At 62.9% G+C, this 14506-nt stretch carries 14 protein-coding genes; 11 read left to right on the top strand and 3 right to left on the bottom strand.

From position 1 onward, the window contains the following. Nucleotides 1–2: 2 nt before the first annotated feature. The 11 genes from F6X40_RS11785 (at nucleotide 3) to nagZ (ending at nucleotide 11460) form a co-directional block, all read left to right on the top strand. Nucleotides 3–1043 (top strand): MucB/RseB C-terminal domain-containing protein, encoded by a 1041-nt coding sequence (locus F6X40_RS11785; RefSeq protein WP_187627978.1) that lies wholly within the window; start codon nucleotides 3–5, stop codon nucleotides 1041–1043. 37 nt (nucleotides 1044–1080) lie between these two features. Beyond that, nucleotides 1081–2589 (top strand): DegQ family serine endoprotease, encoded by a 1509-nt coding sequence (locus tag F6X40_RS11790; RefSeq protein WP_187627979.1) that lies wholly within the window; start codon nucleotides 1081–1083, stop codon nucleotides 2587–2589. Then, on the top strand, nucleotides 2586–2858 hold the full coding sequence (locus tag F6X40_RS11795) for a glutaredoxin family protein (RefSeq protein WP_184061411.1): 273 nt from the start codon (nucleotides 2586–2588) through the stop codon (nucleotides 2856–2858). Before F6X40_RS11790 ends, F6X40_RS11795 begins: the two co-directional genes overlap by 4 nt. Nucleotides 2859–3087: 229 nt before the next feature. Beyond that, complete coding sequence (gene lepA / locus F6X40_RS11800) at nucleotides 3088–4881, top strand: translation elongation factor 4 (protein ID WP_187627980.1); 1794 nt, start codon at nucleotides 3088–3090, stop codon at nucleotides 4879–4881. Nucleotides 4882–4899: 18 nt separating this feature from the next. After that, entirely contained in the window at nucleotides 4900–5793 is an 894-nt protein-coding gene (gene lepB, locus F6X40_RS11805) for a signal peptidase I (protein WP_187627981.1), read from the top strand. 185 nt (nucleotides 5794–5978) lie between these two features. After that, entirely contained in the window at nucleotides 5979–7259 is a 1281-nt protein-coding gene (gene rnc, locus F6X40_RS11810) for a ribonuclease III (protein WP_187627982.1), read from the top strand. Between the two features lie 54 nt (nucleotides 7260–7313). Continuing rightward, nucleotides 7314–8213 (top strand): GTPase Era, encoded by a 900-nt coding sequence (era, locus tag F6X40_RS11815; protein ID WP_026225953.1) that lies wholly within the window; start codon nucleotides 7314–7316, stop codon nucleotides 8211–8213. Then, nucleotides 8200–9114 carry a DNA repair protein RecO gene (gene recO / locus F6X40_RS11820; RefSeq protein ID WP_187627983.1) on the top strand — a complete coding sequence of 305 codons (915 nt, stop codon included), beginning with the start codon at nucleotides 8200–8202 and terminating at the stop codon, nucleotides 9112–9114. The genes era and recO overlap by 14 nt, the downstream gene beginning before the upstream one ends. Next, a complete protein-coding gene (pdxJ, locus tag F6X40_RS11825) occupies nucleotides 9111–9875 on the top strand; it encodes a pyridoxine 5'-phosphate synthase (RefSeq protein WP_187627984.1) in 765 nt (254 codons plus the stop codon). The genes recO and pdxJ overlap by 4 nt, the downstream gene beginning before the upstream one ends. A gap of 24 nt (nucleotides 9876–9899) precedes the next feature. After that, entirely contained in the window at nucleotides 9900–10367 is a 468-nt protein-coding gene (gene acpS / locus F6X40_RS11830) for a holo-ACP synthase (protein WP_184071620.1), read from the top strand. A 64-nt stretch (nucleotides 10368–10431) separates the two neighbouring features. Beyond that, on the top strand, nucleotides 10432–11460 hold the full coding sequence (gene nagZ, locus F6X40_RS11835; protein ID WP_187627985.1) for a beta-N-acetylhexosaminidase: 1029 nt from the start codon (nucleotides 10432–10434) through the stop codon (nucleotides 11458–11460). A gap of 110 nt (nucleotides 11461–11570) precedes the next feature. On the opposite strand, the gene F6X40_RS11840 is transcribed toward nagZ, so the two are convergent. From F6X40_RS11840 to efp, 3 genes are all read right to left on the bottom strand, one after another. Next, on the bottom strand, nucleotides 11571–12953 hold the full coding sequence (locus tag F6X40_RS11840) for a sigma-54-dependent transcriptional regulator (protein WP_187627986.1): 1383 nt from the start codon (nucleotides 12951–12953) through the stop codon (nucleotides 11571–11573). A 188-nt stretch (nucleotides 12954–13141) separates the two neighbouring features. Further along, nucleotides 13142–13348 (bottom strand): CsbD family protein, encoded by a 207-nt coding sequence (locus tag F6X40_RS11845; RefSeq protein WP_090801149.1) that lies wholly within the window; start codon nucleotides 13346–13348, stop codon nucleotides 13142–13144. 274 nt (nucleotides 13349–13622) lie between these two features. Next, complete coding sequence (gene efp, locus F6X40_RS11850) at nucleotides 13623–14180, bottom strand: elongation factor P (protein ID WP_008919334.1); 558 nt, start codon at nucleotides 14178–14180, stop codon at nucleotides 13623–13625. Nucleotides 14181–14506 lie beyond the last annotated feature (326 nt).

Raw genomic sequence — 14506 nt, forward strand, 5'->3', positions numbered from 1 at the left:
TGATGCAGACTCCGCGGTTCAATATAACGACTATCTGGGGGCGGTTGCCAGCATTTCTGTTCTGCGCAGCCGTGTTGTTGTCCGCTGCACCGCGGGTCTTCGCACAAGACGATCCTGCCGTCGCCCGTCGCACGGCCGCGGAACTGCTCGATCGCATCCGTCAGGCCGCCCAGCAGCAGAACTACGAGGGCGCGTTCGTCTATCAGCGCGGCAGTTTCGTGCAGACGTCGCGCATCGCACATTACTCCACGCGTACGGACGGCGAGTTCGAGCAGCTCGAAAGCCTCGACGGCAAGCCGCGCAAAATGCTGCGTCACAACGACGACATGTACACGTTCTTGCCGGAGCGGCGTATCGTGGTCTTCGAAAAACGGCAGAACAAGGACTCATTCCCTGCGCTGCTGTCGGTGAACGGCGAGCAGGTGCTGTCCGTCTACGAGCCGAAGATGCTTGACGACGACCGCGTCGCGGGCGTCGACAGCCTCGTGATGGAACTCGATCCGAAAGACGCGTACCGCTTCGCGTACAAGCTGTGGGCAGACAAAAAGTCCGGTCTGCTGTTGCGCGCGCAGACGCTCGACCCGAGCGGTCAGGTGCTCGAGCAGTTGTCGTTTTCGCAGGTCCGCATCGGCGTGCCGGTCGACAAGACGGGCATCGTCAACGGCATCCGCAATCTCACGGGCTGGACGGTAGTGCGTCCGCCAGTCGAGCCGGTCGACATGGCCGCGCAGGGTTGGCAAATCATGCCGTCGGTACCGGGCTTCCATATGATCCGCCAGTTGCGTCGTCCGATGGCGTCGCGCGAGGCGGGGCAGCCTCCGATCCCGGTCGACCAGGCCGTGTTTTCCGACGGCCTCGCAGCGATTTCGGTGTTCGTCGAGCCCGTCGAGAAAAATACGCGTAAGGAAGGCACGGGCGATAGCGGCGCGACGCACGTACTGGTCAAGCGTCAGGGCGACTTCTGGATTACCCTGCTCGGTGAAGTGCCCCAAACCACATTGCAGCAGTTCGCGTCTGCCATAGAATACAAAGCTCCGAAGTAACCCTTCCGAATCCTGAAATCCCTCGGCTTGCTACGATATGACGACTTTCTCGGTGCGCAAATTCCTCGCGGCCGTAGTGGTGGCAGCGTGTTTGCCGCTTGTGCCGCATATGGCATCGGCGGCTCCCGCTGCCAACCTGCCCGACTTCACCGACCTCGTCGACAAGGTTGGCCCGGCGGTCGTCAACATTCGCACGACAACGCGCGTGTCGAACGGTAGTTCCCGCGGCGGCCTGCCGCCGGGTATGGACGACGGCGACATGTCGGAGTTCTTCCGGCGCTTCTTCGGGATTCCGTTGCCGCAGTCACCGCAATCGCCGCACGGGGGTGATAACGGGGGCGGCGGCGGTAGTGGCGGCAGCCCGGATTCACCGGACAACTCGGACGCCGAACAGAACAGCGGGGTCGGCTCGGGCTTCATCCTGTCGGCGGACGGCTACGTGATGACCAACGCGCACGTCATCGACGACGCGGACACGATCTACGTGACGCTGACCGACAAGCGCGAATTCAAGGCGAAGCTGATCGGCGTCGACGACCGTACCGACGTCGCGGTCGTGAAGATCAACGCGTCGAACCTGCCGACCATCACGATCGGCGACTCGAACAAGGTGCGCGTCGGCGAATGGGTCGTCGCGATCGGTTCGCCGTTCGGTCTCGAAAACACGGTGACTGCCGGTATCGTCAGCGCGAAGGGGCGCGATACCGGCGACTACCTGCCGTTCATCCAGACTGATGTGGCCGTCAATCCGGGCAATTCGGGCGGTCCGCTGATCAACATGCAGGGCGAGGTGATCGGCATCAATTCGCAGATCTATAGCCGCACCGGCGGGTTCATGGGCATTTCGTTCGCGATTCCGATCGACGAGGCGATGCGCGTGGCCGATCAGCTGAAGAGTTCGGGCAAGGTGGTGCGCGGCCGCATCGCGGTGGCGATTGGTGAAGTGACGAAGGACGTCGCCGAGTCGCTCGGTTTGCCGAAGGCGCAGGGCGCGCTTGTCAGCAGCGTGGAGCCGGGCGGACCCGCCGATAAGGCCGGCGTGCAACCGGGCGACATCATCCTGAAGTTCAACGGTCATTCGGTCGACACGGCGACGGACCTGCCGCGCATGGTCGGCGATACGAAGCCGGGCACGAAGACGTCGATCACGATCTGGCGCAAGGGTCAAACGCGCGAACTGCCGGTCACGATCGCAGAAATGCAGCCGGACAAGGTCGCGAAGGCGGATCAGAAGAAGCCGCAAGCGCCGAAGCAGCGCGCGACCAACGCGCTCGGCATCGCGGTCAGCGACATTCCCGCCGATCAGCAGAAAGCGCTGAAGATTCAGAACGGCGTGCAGATCGATGCGGTCGACGGTCCGGCCGCGCGTGTCGGGCTCCAAAAGGGCGACATCATCCTGCGGGTTGGCGATACGGATGTGACGAGCGCGAAACAGTTCGACGAGCTGACTTCACACCTCGATTCGCAGAAGATGGTCGCGTTGCTGGTTCGTCGCGGCGACAACACGCAGTTCGTGCCGATTCGTCCGCGCAGCGCGCAGAAATGACGAAGACGGCATCGCTCACGCTCTATGGGCGCGCGTGGTGCCATCTGTGCGAGGACATGCGCGCTGCGCTCGAGCCAATGCTGGCCGAGTTCGGAGCGCAGCTGGCGGTGATCGACGTCGACAGCGATCCGTTGCTCGAAGCGCGTTACAACGAGTTGGTGCCGGTGCTGGTTTGCGATGGCGTCGAACTGTGCCACTACCATCTCGACGAAGCGCCCGTGCGGGCAGCATTGGCTGCACATGCGTCGCGTGTCGCGGCGGCATCCTGATACACACCCCCGCGGCATCTGGTTTCGCGCGATCCATGCGCATTTTTGCCGCGGCTCACTGCGATGCGCGCGGTAATTTTCTCGCATCCTCTACGCCGTCTTGAGGCCTGCGCTTCGCAAGATGCGCCGGCCGATGGGCTTTTCGGCTAAAATAGATAAGATTTTCACCTACTTACAAGGCGTGCTCCGCTATTGTCCGGGGCGCGCCTTTTCGCTTGATCGGCACTGAATGGATCATATTCGTAACTTCTCGATCATCGCGCACATCGACCATGGCAAGTCGACGCTCGCCGATCGCATCATCCAGATTTGTGGTGGTTTGTCCGACCGCGAGATGGAAGCTCAGGTGCTCGACTCGATGGATCTCGAGCGCGAGCGCGGCATTACCATCAAGGCGCAAACCGCCGCGTTGTCGTATCGCGCGCGCGATGGGCAGCTCTACAACCTGAACATGATCGACACCCCGGGGCACGTCGACTTCTCGTACGAAGTCAGCCGCTCGCTGTCCGCGTGCGAAGGCGCGCTGCTCGTCGTCGACGCGAGCCAGGGTGTGGAGGCGCAAACCGTCGCGAATTGCTACACGGCCATCGAACTCGGTGTCGAAGTGTTGCCGGTGTTGAACAAGATCGATCTGCCGGCGGCGAACCCCGAAAACGCGATCGCCGAGATCGAGGACGTGATCGGCATCGACGCGACCGACGCGACGCATTGCAGCGCGAAAACGGGCCTCGGCGTCGAAGACGTGCTCGAAGCGCTGATCGCGAAAGTGCCGCCGCCGAAGGGCGATCCGCAAGCGCCGCTGCAGGCTCTCATCATCGACTCGTGGTTCGACAACTACGTCGGCGTCGTGATGCTGGTGCGCATCGTCAACGGCACGCTGCGTCCGAAGGACAAGATCCGGCTGATGGCAACCGGCGCGCAGTATCCGGTTGAACATATCGGCGTGTTCACGCCGAAGTCGAAGGATCTCGAATCACTGTCGGCGGGGCAGGTGGGCTTCATCATCGCCGGCATCAAGGAACTCGCGGCGGCGAAGGTCGGCGACACGGTTACGCTCGTGAACCAGCCGGCGGCCGTGCCGCTGCCGGGTTTCAAGGAAGTGAAGCCGCAGGTGTTCGCGGGTCTGTATCCGGTCGAAGCGAATCAGTACGACGCGCTGCGCGATTCGCTCGAAAAGCTGAAGCTGAACGACGCGTCGCTGCAGTACGAACCGGAAGTGTCGCAGGCGCTCGGTTTCGGTTTCCGCTGCGGCTTCCTCGGTTTGTTGCACATGGAAATCGTGCAGGAACGTCTCGAACGTGAGTTCGACATGGACCTGATCACGACGGCGCCGACCGTGGTCTACGAAGTCCTGCAGCGCGACGGCACGACCCTGATGGTCGAGAATCCGGCCAAGATGCCGGAGCCGTCGAAGATCGAGGAAGTGCGCGAGCCGATCGTCACCGTGAACCTGTACATGCCGCAAGACTACGTCGGCGCGGTGATCACGTTGTGTACGCAGAAGCGCGGCAACCAGATCAACATGCAGTATCACGGTCGTCAGGTTCAGCTTACGTACGAAATTCCGATGGGTGAAGTCGTGCTCGATTTCTTCGACCGTCTGAAGTCGATTTCGCGCGGTTATGCGTCGATGGATTACGAGTTCAAGGAATACCGCGCGTCGGACGTCGTGAAGGTCGACATGCTGATCAACGGCGACAAGGTCGATGCGCTGTCGGTTATCGTGCACCGTTCGCAAAGCCAGTACCGCGGCCGCGAAGTGGCGGCGAAAATGCGCGAGCTGATTCCGCGTCAGATGTACGACGTAGCGGTTCAAGCCACGATCGGTTCGAACATTATTGCGCGCGAAAACATTAAAGCGTTGCGTAAGAACGTGCTGGCAAAATGCTACGGCGGTGATATCACGCGTAAGAAGAAGCTGCTTGAAAAGCAGAAGGCGGGCAAGAAGCGAATGAAGCAGGTGGGCTCGGTTGAAATCCCGCAAGAGGCTTTCCTCGCTATTCTGCGTGTCGAAGACAAATAAGTTGAATAACGGAACCCTATGAATTTTGCGTTGATTCTTTTTGTGCTCGTCGTTTTGACGGGTGTCGCATGGGTCGCGGACAAACTGGTTTTCCTGCCGAAACGGCGCCGCGAGGCGGAAGCCGCAGTCGCCGAATTCGATCGTCAGCAGGCACGCATCGGCGAGCGTTTCGCCGATGAAAACGCCGCGCAAACGCGCGCGCGTCTGCGCGACGACAAGCTGCGTCAGCCGTGGTGGCTCGAATATACGGCGAGCTTTTTTCCGGTGATTCTGGTGGTGTTCGTCGTGCGCTCGTTCGTGATCGAGCCGTTCAAGATCCCATCGGGCTCCATGGTGCCGACGCTGCTGGTGGGCGACTTCATCCTCGTCAATAAATTCGAATATGGTCTACGTTTGCCGATTACCAACACGAGGATCACGCAGGGCAGTCCGGTCCATCGCGGCGACGTGGTGGTGTTCCGTTATCCGAAAGACGAATCGGTCGACTACATCAAGCGCGTCATTGGTCTGCCCGGCGACGTGATCGAGTATCAGGACAAGAAACTCACGATCAACGGCAAGCCGGTGCCTGAAACGCCGTTGCCCGATTATCTCGACGAAGAGCGTCTCGGTTATGCGAAGCAGTTCGAGGAAGATATCGACGGCCGCAAGAACGCGATTCTGAATAATCCGGCGGTGCCGCCGTTCATCGTTGGTGCGGAAGATTATCCGTATCGCGACAACTGCCAGTACAACGCGCGTGGCGTGATCTGCAAAGTGCCGCCGGGCAATTTGTTCATGATGGGCGATAACCGCGACAACAGCGCGGATAGCCGGTACTGGGGTTTTGCGCCTGAACGCAATATCGTCGGCCGCGCATTTTTCATCTGGATGAACTTCAGCGATCTGCGGCGCATCGGCCCTTTCCAGTGAGTCGCGTGCATTGATCGCTTCATGAGCGCTTCTCACACGCCGCGCGAATAACCGGCACCCGGTTATCTCGGTCGCGGCGTGTTGTCATGCTACTTTAAGAACTCGCGGTAACGTCGTTTCACCACGCTTTTTCCGCTGGCGCCCCGTGTTTCCGCCGGGTCAGGCGCCCGCGTTATACTCTGCCCATGCCCCTATCTCCGTTGGAAAGCCGTTTGCGCTACGAATTTCGCAATGCGGAATTGCTGCGCCAGGCTCTAACACACCGCAGTCATAGCTCCACGCATAACGAACGGCTCGAATTTCTCGGCGACTCCGTTCTGAATTGCGCGGTGGCTGCGCTTTTGTTCCAACGTTTCGGCAAACTCGACGAAGGCGACCTGTCTCGCGTGCGCGCCAATCTGGTCAAACAGCAGTCCCTCTACGAGATTGCTCAGGCACTCAATATTTCGGAGGGCCTGCGCCTCGGCGAGGGCGAGTTGCGCAGCGGCGGCTTCCGCCGCCCGTCGATCCTCGCGGATACGCTCGAGGCGGTGCTCGGTGCGATATTTCTGGACGGCGGATTCGAGGCTGCGCAGACGGTCATCAAGCGCCTTTACGTACCGATTCTCGACCATATCGACCCGCGCACGCTTGGCAAGGACGCGAAGACGCTGCTGCAGGAGTATCTGCAGGGCCACAAGATCGCGTTGCCTACTTATACGGTCGTCGCCACGCATGGTGCGGCGCACAATCAGCAGTTCGAAGTGGAATGTACGGTGCCGAAGCTGGACGTCAAGGTGTCCGGCTCCGGCGCGAGCCGTCGCGCGGCGGAGCAGGCGGCCGCAAAGAAGGCGCTCGACGAAGTGATGGCCGCGGCGCCTGCCGTGGTCGCGAAGCCGAAGCGCTCGAAGGGCGCGCGTGCCGCGAAAAATGCCCTGCAGGAAATCGTGCCGGGCGTGACCGGCGTACAGGCTGCACTGGATTTGCGCACACCGGATCGCAAGAGCGCGCGCGGTGAAGGGCGCGCGGCTGTCGCGCTGGAAGGGCACGCCGACAAACCTTTCGTGGAAAAATCAGCCGCTGAAAGACCGGCGGCCGAGCGTGCCGCGCCGGGTCCCGCCGGTGCGCCGTTGGCTGTAATTCGTGCCGCGCATGTGGAGTACAGCGGACAGGACAAGCCGGAGCGCGCCGAAAAGTCCGAAAAGACGGAGAGGGCCGACAAGGTTTCGATCCACGCGGGCGAGAAACCTGTCGACAAGCCGGCCGAAAAACCCGCAGCGGACCAAACCCCCGACCTCAAAGCCGACACGCCGTCACACGCTCGCAGCGCAGACCGTCAGCGCAGCCGCGAGGCCGCGCCGGGGACTGCTGCGTCGAGCGTGACCGCCGCGCCCGCGTCGGTTGTCTCGGTGCCCCCGGCACCTGCCGAACACGAACCCGGCGTCGCCGACGCGGTGCAAACGCGCGTCGCCGATGCGGGCCATTGATTGCCATCGGCGTGCGCGTCGCGCGCGCCGGACTGAACCTGCCGTAGTCCGAATATGAACGCTCCCACTCCCACTGGTTTTCGCTGCGGCATGGTCGCGATCGTCGGCCGCCCGAATGTCGGCAAGTCCACGCTGATGAACGCGCTGGTCGGCCAGAAAGTCAGCATCACGTCGCGCAAGGCGCAGACCACGCGCCATCGCATTACCGGCATCAATACGCTCGAAGACGCCCAGTACATCTTCGTCGACACGCCCGGTTTTCAGACCAAACACAGCGGCGCCCTGAACCGCTCGCTGAATCGCGCCGTTACGTCGACGCTGACCTCGGTCGACGCGATCCTGTTCGTCATCGAAGCAGGCCGCTTCGGCCCTGACGACCAGAAGGTACTCGATCTGATCCCGGCGAAGGTCCCGACGCTGCTGATCGCGAACAAGCTCGATCGCGTGTCGGATAAAGACTCGCTGTTCCCGTTCATGCAGCAGATGAGCACGCTGCGCGAGTTCAACGAGATCGTGCCGCTCTCGGCGAAAAATTCCGACGACATCAAACGTCTGATGGCCACCGTCAAGCCGTTCCTGCCGGAAGGCGAGCCGATCTACGGCGAGGACGACCTGACCGATCGCAGCGAGCGCTTCCTTGCCGCCGAAATCCTGCGCGAGAAAGTCTTCCGCTGGACCGGCGACGAGCTGCCGTACACGAGCACCGTGCTGATCGAGAAGTTCGAAACCGAAGGGCGGCTGCGCCGTATCTTCGCGACGATCCTCGTCGATCGCGACATGCACAAGGCGATGATCATCGGCCAGAAGGGCGCGAAGCTGAAGCAGATCAGCACCGAGGCTCGCCTCGACATGGCAAAGCTGTTCGACGGGCCGGTGTACCTCGAAACCTTCGTCAAGGTGAAGAGCGGCTGGGCCGACAATGAAGCCGGGCTTCGTGCGTATGGGTACGAATGACGCGTGGATGACGCTCAATTCAGACGAGGCTTCGGATCAGCCGGAGCACGAACCGTCTCGGCCCGCGCGTAGCGCGAGGAAATCGTCGGCCGACGCAAAAAGCCCAAAAAGCGCGAAAGGCGCACCCGCCGACGATGGCGAGCCACGCAAAACGCCGGCGCGCCGCGTGCCGCGCACCTCCACATCCGAATATCGGATCACCGAGCAGCCCGCGTTCGTGCTGCATAGCTATCCGTATCGCGAGACCAGCCTGATCATCGACGTGCTGTCGCGCGATCACGGCCGTCTCGCGCTGGTCGCAAAGGGCGCGAAGCGCCCGCACTCCGCGCTGCGCGGCGTGCTGCAAACGTTCCAGCCGCTGTCGCTCGCGTGGTCGGGCAAGTCCGAAATGCGCACGCTGACCGGCGCCGAATGGGTCGGCGGCATGCTGCCGCTGACCGGCGACGCGCTGCTGTGCGGTTTCTACGTCAACGAACTGCTGGTGCGTTTCTGCGCGCGCGAAGACCCGCATCCTCAGTTGTTCCATCACTACGTCGTCACGCTGGCGCGGCTCGCGCACGATGAGCCGCCGGTGCAGGTGCTGCGCTCGTTCGAACGCGTGCTGCTACGCGAGACCGGTTACGCGATGGCGCTCGACCGCACGGTCGCACGCAAAGCGGTGCTCGCCGACGGCCGCTACGTGTTCGATCCCGAGCGCGGCGTACGCGAGGCATCGGACGAATGGCCCGCGCAGTGGCCGGTAGTGACGGGACAAACCTTGCTCGATATGGAAAAGGACGATTACCATCGAGCGCAGACCGTCGCGCAAAGCAAAACGCTGATGCGCTTCCTGCTCAACACCTATCTCGGCGGCGCGCCGCTTGCCACCCGCCAGATCCTGATCGACCTGCAAAACCTATGAGCTTCTTCCTGACTTCGCCGACCGCGATCGATCTCGGCGTGAACATCGACCACGTCGCCACGCTGCGCAACGCGCGTGGCACGTCCTATCCCGATCCGATCCGCGCCGCGCTGATGGCCGAAGAAGCCGGCGCCGACGCGATCACGCTGCATCTACGCGAAGACCGCCGGCACATCATCGATGCGGATGTTCGCAAGCTGCGTCCGCTGCTGAAAACGCGCATGAATCTCGAATGCGCGGTCACGCCGGAAATGCTCGACATCGCGTGCGCAGTGCAACCGCACGACGTCTGCCTCGTGCCGGAAAAGCGCGAGGAGCTGACGACCGAAGGCGGTCTCGACGTCGCCGGACAGTTCGAGGCGGTGCGCGCCGCATGCAAGCAACTGGCGGACGCGAGCTCGCGCGTGTCGCTCTTCATCGACCCCGAGGAGACGCAGATTCGCGCCGCGTACGAAGCCGGCGCACCGGTGATCGAGCTGCACACAGGCCGTTACGCGGAAGCTCATGATCCCGCGGAACAGCAGCCCGAATACGAGCGCATCGTGCGAGCAGTCGAATTCGGCGCGACGCTCGGCCTCAAAGTGAACGCGGGCCACGGCCTGCACTACACGAACGTGCAGCAGATCGCGGCGATCGACGGCATCGTCGAACTCAACATCGGCCATGCGATCGTCGCGCACGCGATCTTCGCGGGCTGGGACAACGCGGTGCGCGAGATGAAGGCGATCATGGTCGCCGCGCGTCTCGGCGCGCGCGCGTAACGCAACCTGGCGACGGACGCACGCATGGCAATCTACGGAATCGGCACCGACATCGTTCAGGTCAGCCGCGTAGCAGCGGTGATGACTCGCACCAATGGCCGTTTCGCGGAGAAGGTGCTCGGTCCCGACGAACTACGCGTGTACCACGCGCGCCACGCCCGTTCGGCGGCGCGCGGTCTCGCGTTTCTCGCGACGCGCTTCTCGGCGAAAGAGGCGTTCTCGAAGGCAATCGGCCTCGGCATGCACTGGCCGATGAGCTGGCGCGCGCTGCAAACGCTGAACCGGCCGAGCGGCGAGCCGATGGTGGTCGCCTCTGGCGAGCTGGCCGACTGGCTCGACGCGCGCGGCATCACGGCGCGCGTGACGATCAGCGACGAGCGCGACTACGCGGTGTCGTTCGTGATCGCGGAGACGCAGCGGCCGGGCGATACGGAAGCTTCGTTGGCGGCGTCGGCGTCGCGGGCTTCGTCCGCCCGTTCCGCCACAGAATGAAAAGGTTGAGCGCGGCCGCTGGCGGTCGCGTTTGTGTTGTCTCACAGTTTTCCAGCGGAATTCGATGAAAACCACACCCGGACCGGTGATGCTCGACGTGGTCGGCAAAACGCTGAACCGCGATGACAAAAGGCGTCTCGCTCACCCGATGACCGGCGGCGTGATCCTGTTCGCGCGCCACTACGAGAGCCGCGCGCAACTGGTCGGGCTGACCGATGCCATCCGCGCGATTCGCCCGGATCTGCTGATCGCCGTCGATCACGAAGGCGGCCGCGTGCAGCGCTTTCGCACCGACGGCTTCACGGTGCTGCCGTCGATGGGTAAGCTCGGCGCGCTGTGGGACCAGGACGTGCTGCACGCGACCAAGGTGACGACCGCGGTCGGCTATATCCTCGCCGCGGAACTGCGCGCGTGCGGTATCGACATGAGCTTCACGCCGGTGCTCGACCTCGACTATGGGCACTCGCAGGTGATCGGCGATCGCGCATTCCATCGCGATGCGCGCGTGGTCGCGCTGCTCGCGAAGAGTTTGAACCACGGCCTCGCGCTCGCCGGCATGAGCAATTGCGGCAAGCATTTTCCAGGGCACGGATTCGCGCAGGCAGATTCGCACGTCGCGATGCCCGTCGACGAACGCCCGATCGAAGAAATCGTCGGCAACGACGTCGCGCCGTACGACTGGCTCGGTCTGTCGCTTGGCGCGGTGCTGCCCGCGCACGTCGTCTATCCGCGGGTCGATGCGAAGCCGGCCGGCTTCTCGCGCATCTGGTTGCAGGACATCCTGCGCGGCAAGCTTGGCTTCGAAGGCGCGATCTTCAGCGACGATCTGTCGATGGAAGCCGCGCGCCAGGGCGGCACGCTGACCGAAGGTGCGCAAGCGGCCCTGGAGGCCGGCTGCGACATGGTGCTGATCTGCAACCAGCCGGACGAAGCGGAGAAGGTGCTCGACGCGCTGCGCGTCACGCCGGCGAGGGAATCGCAGCGGCGGCTGAAGCGCATGCGGCCGCGCGGTAAAGCGCTCACGTGGAGCAAGCTGATGGCCGAGCCACGGTACGCCGAAGCGCAGAGGCTGCTGCGCAGTACGTTTGCATAAACGGAAATGGCGCCTTGAAGCAATTCAAGGCGCCATTTTTTATCAGCTTCGAACGGTGCGAGCCGCCGTCAGGCTTTGCTTGACAGCCGCAGCACGCGCGATCCGATCGCTCAGTTCAAGCGCATGCGCTGCAACTTGTTGTACAGCGTCTTCGGGCTGATTCCCAGCAACGACGCCGCGCGATGCCGCGTGCCGCCGACCGCGTCGAGCGTCGCGCGAATCAGCATTTCTTCGACGTCCGCGAGGGGCGTACCGACGGTCACCTGCACGCGACTGCCGTTCAGATCGCGGCCGTTCGCCGTGCTGGCTTCGTCGGCGCGCAACGACTCGATCACGTCGCCCGATGCCTGATAAGCGCGCCGCACGCGCTCCTGCAGTTCGCGCACGTTGCCCGGCCAATCGTACGCGAGGCATTCGCGCAGGAAATTCGGCGCCGCCTGCTTCGCGACCTCGGCCGTACCGCGCGCGGTCGCTTCCACATTCAGTTCGTCGACGGCTGCCTGCGCAATCAGCAGCGGATCTTCACCACGCTCGCGCAGCGGCGGCAGCATGACCGCGGCGGCTTCGAGGCGCAGCGCGAGGTCCTGATGCAGCGAGCCGTCCGCGACCGCCGCGCGCGGCGACTTGCGCGTCGACGCGATGAGCCGGAAGTCGGTCACGATCTGGCTGGTACCGCCCACGCGCATGAAGGTCTGCGAATCGAGCGCGCGCAACAGCGCTTCCTGCTGCGTGCGCGGCAGCTCGGTGATTTCGTTGATGAACAAGGTGCCGCCGCTCGCCTGTTCGAAGAGGCCCGCCTCGCGCTGCTCGGCGCCGCCGAACGCTCCGCGTTCGTGACCGAACAGCATGCTGTCGAGCGAGCGATTGAGCCCGCCCGTGGTCGCGCCGCGGCAATCGAACGTGACGAACGGGCCTTTGCGGCGGCGGCTCATGTCGTGCAGCGTGCGCGCGGCGATCTGCTTGCCGGTGCCAGCCTCGCCGGAGATCAGCACCGCGGCTTCTGTCGGCGCGAGACGCTCGATCGTGTCGTACACGTGCTGAATGGCGCCGCTGCGACCGAGCATCGAGCCGAAGCGCCCAAGCTGACGCAGCGCCGCGCGCAGCGCCTGGACCTCCTCGGTCAGCTCATAAGGCCGCGGAATGCGCGCGAGCAGGCTGCGCAGGCGCGGAATGTTGACCGGCTTCAGCAGATAGTCCCAGATACCGTGCCGCAAGCCCTCGATCGCACTCTCGACGGTCGCATTGCCGGTCATCACGATCACCGGAAGCGCGCCGCCCGGCGGATGCGCGGGCAGATGCTGCAACAGATCGAGGCCGCTGCCGTCCGGCAGATTCAGGTCGACGAGCACGACGTCAGGGATGAAGCGCGTCAATGCGCCGCGGGCCTCGGCGAGCGTGGTCGCGGTGTCGACTGAAAAGCCGTCGGCGGCGAGGATTGCCGACAGACCGGACAGGCTATTGGGATCGTCTTCAACAATCAGGGCGTGTGGCATGGCGAGCGCAATTTTATGAATGGGTTGAATGCCCGGTGCGCCGCCAACGCTGATGGCGCGCACCGCGGACTCTGGGGGCTCGATGACAGGGCTAAACGAACGGTCCTTGGGCGATGAAAAAACGACAGCCGCCGGCACTGCGCCTTGAGTCACGCGGGCCGGCGCCTGTAGTTCCTTCACTGGTCCTGTCAGAAATCCCGGTTGCTATCGAAAAACCGGCGCACTTCGAGTTCCGCCTGTTCACGGGTTTTGCCATAGCGTTCCTGAATCAGACCAGCGAGCTTGTCGGCCCGGCCTTCGGCCTTGGTCAACTCGTCGTCCGTCAGTTCGCCCCATGCGGTCTTCGCCTTGCCGATCATCTGTCTCCATTTACCTTCAGCGATGTCGTTGTTCATGGTGCCTCTCCCAGGAGTGGAAAATGAGCGATACTCGCGTAACTCTCTCCACCTAGCAGAGATCGTGCCAAAGAGCGTGGACGAAATCGATCAAGGGCTTGCCGCGCGCCCAACGCGAAATCCGGATGTCGCGATGGTAATTTTGAGAAATTTGCCGGTAAAGTTTTCCTAAACCATACACGGCGCGACAGAAAAGAAAAAGCGCCCAAAAATTGAGCGCTTTTTGTGCAGGCCGGCAGGGCGCCGGCGCTGGCGGGGTGACGTAGGCGGCCGCTTAGGCGCGGCTGCGGTACTCGTGCGTACGCGTGTCGATTTCGATCTTGTCGCCGATGTTGCAGAAGAGCGGCACTTGCAGTTCGAAGCCGGTGTTCAGCTTGGCGTTCTTCAGCACCTTGCCCGACGACGTATCGCCCTTGACGGCCGGTTCCGTGTAGATGATTTCGCGAACCAGCGTGGTCGGCAGTTCGACCGAGATCGCCTTCTCGTTGTAGAACACGACTTCGCAAGCCATGCCGTCTTCGAGGTAGTGCATCGCGTCGCCCATCATTTCGGCTTCGACTTCGTACTGGTTGTAGTCGGCGTCCATGAACACGTACATCGGGTCGGCGAAGTACGAGTACGTCACTTCCTTGCGCTCGAGCACGACGACGTCGAACTTGTCGTCCGCCTTGTACACGGTTTCCATGCCTGCGCCGGTCAGCAGGTTCTTGAACTTCATCTTGACGACGGCGGAGTTACGGCCCGATTTGTTGTATTCGGCCTTTTGCACGACCATTGCGTCTGCGCCGATCATCACGACGTTGCCGGTGCGGAGTTCCTGTGCGGTCTTCATAAAACTGTCCTGTACGAGATAAATAGCTTAACTGTTGCTCAACGGCATACGGCGCAAGCGGCTTCGGCGTTTCGCCCACCGCCTGCCGCGCGCCGCGGGAAGCGGCCGCGCAGCCCGGATGCGTGAAACGGGACCGGCTCGCGGCGAAAACCCGGGGGCGTGATGCCTCGGCGTTCCACCTGTCCGTTACCTGATTTTTACCCTGTTCGGGCGTGTACACGAGTGGCGCCGATCTGCAACACGCCCAAACATACGTCCCTTTTTTGACATTCGCGTGCCCGACCGGAAGATTGGGACGCGTGCTGTGTTTTTCGAGGGGACCGGTC

This window comes from Paraburkholderia sp. UCT31 (assembly GCF_014397655.1).
Taxonomy (GTDB): Bacteria; Pseudomonadota; Gammaproteobacteria; order Burkholderiales; family Burkholderiaceae; genus Paraburkholderia; species Paraburkholderia tuberum.

Bases quoted from the DNA above. Each gene is read 5' to 3' on its own strand.
- F6X40_RS11795 (WP_184061411.1), top strand. From the start codon at position 2,586: ATGACGAAGACGGCATCGCTCACGCTCTATGGGCGCGCGTGGTGCCAT.
- F6X40_RS11840 (WP_187627986.1), bottom strand. From the start codon at position 12,953: ATGCCACACGCCCTGATTGTTGAAGACGATCCCAATAGCCTGTCCGGT.
- F6X40_RS11785 (WP_187627978.1), top strand. From the start codon at position 3: ATGCAGACTCCGCGGTTCAATATAACGACTATCTGGGGGCGGTTGCCA.
- F6X40_RS11790 (WP_187627979.1), top strand. From the start codon at position 1,081: ATGACGACTTTCTCGGTGCGCAAATTCCTCGCGGCCGTAGTGGTGGCA.
- pdxJ (WP_187627984.1), top strand. From the start codon at position 9,111: ATGAGCTTCTTCCTGACTTCGCCGACCGCGATCGATCTCGGCGTGAAC.
- F6X40_RS11845 (WP_090801149.1), bottom strand. From the start codon at position 13,348: ATGAACAACGACATCGCTGAAGGTAAATGGAGACAGATGATCGGCAAG.
- lepA (WP_187627980.1), top strand. From the start codon at position 3,088: ATGGATCATATTCGTAACTTCTCGATCATCGCGCACATCGACCATGGC.
- recO (WP_187627983.1), top strand. From the start codon at position 8,200: ATGGGTACGAATGACGCGTGGATGACGCTCAATTCAGACGAGGCTTCG.
- acpS (WP_184071620.1), top strand. From the start codon at position 9,900: ATGGCAATCTACGGAATCGGCACCGACATCGTTCAGGTCAGCCGCGTA.
- rnc (WP_187627982.1), top strand. From the start codon at position 5,979: ATGCCCCTATCTCCGTTGGAAAGCCGTTTGCGCTACGAATTTCGCAAT.
- lepB (WP_187627981.1), top strand. From the start codon at position 4,900: ATGAATTTTGCGTTGATTCTTTTTGTGCTCGTCGTTTTGACGGGTGTC.
- era (WP_026225953.1), top strand. From the start codon at position 7,314: ATGAACGCTCCCACTCCCACTGGTTTTCGCTGCGGCATGGTCGCGATC.
- nagZ (WP_187627985.1), top strand. From the start codon at position 10,432: ATGAAAACCACACCCGGACCGGTGATGCTCGACGTGGTCGGCAAAACG.
- efp (WP_008919334.1), bottom strand. From the start codon at position 14,180: ATGAAGACCGCACAGGAACTCCGCACCGGCAACGTCGTGATGATCGGC.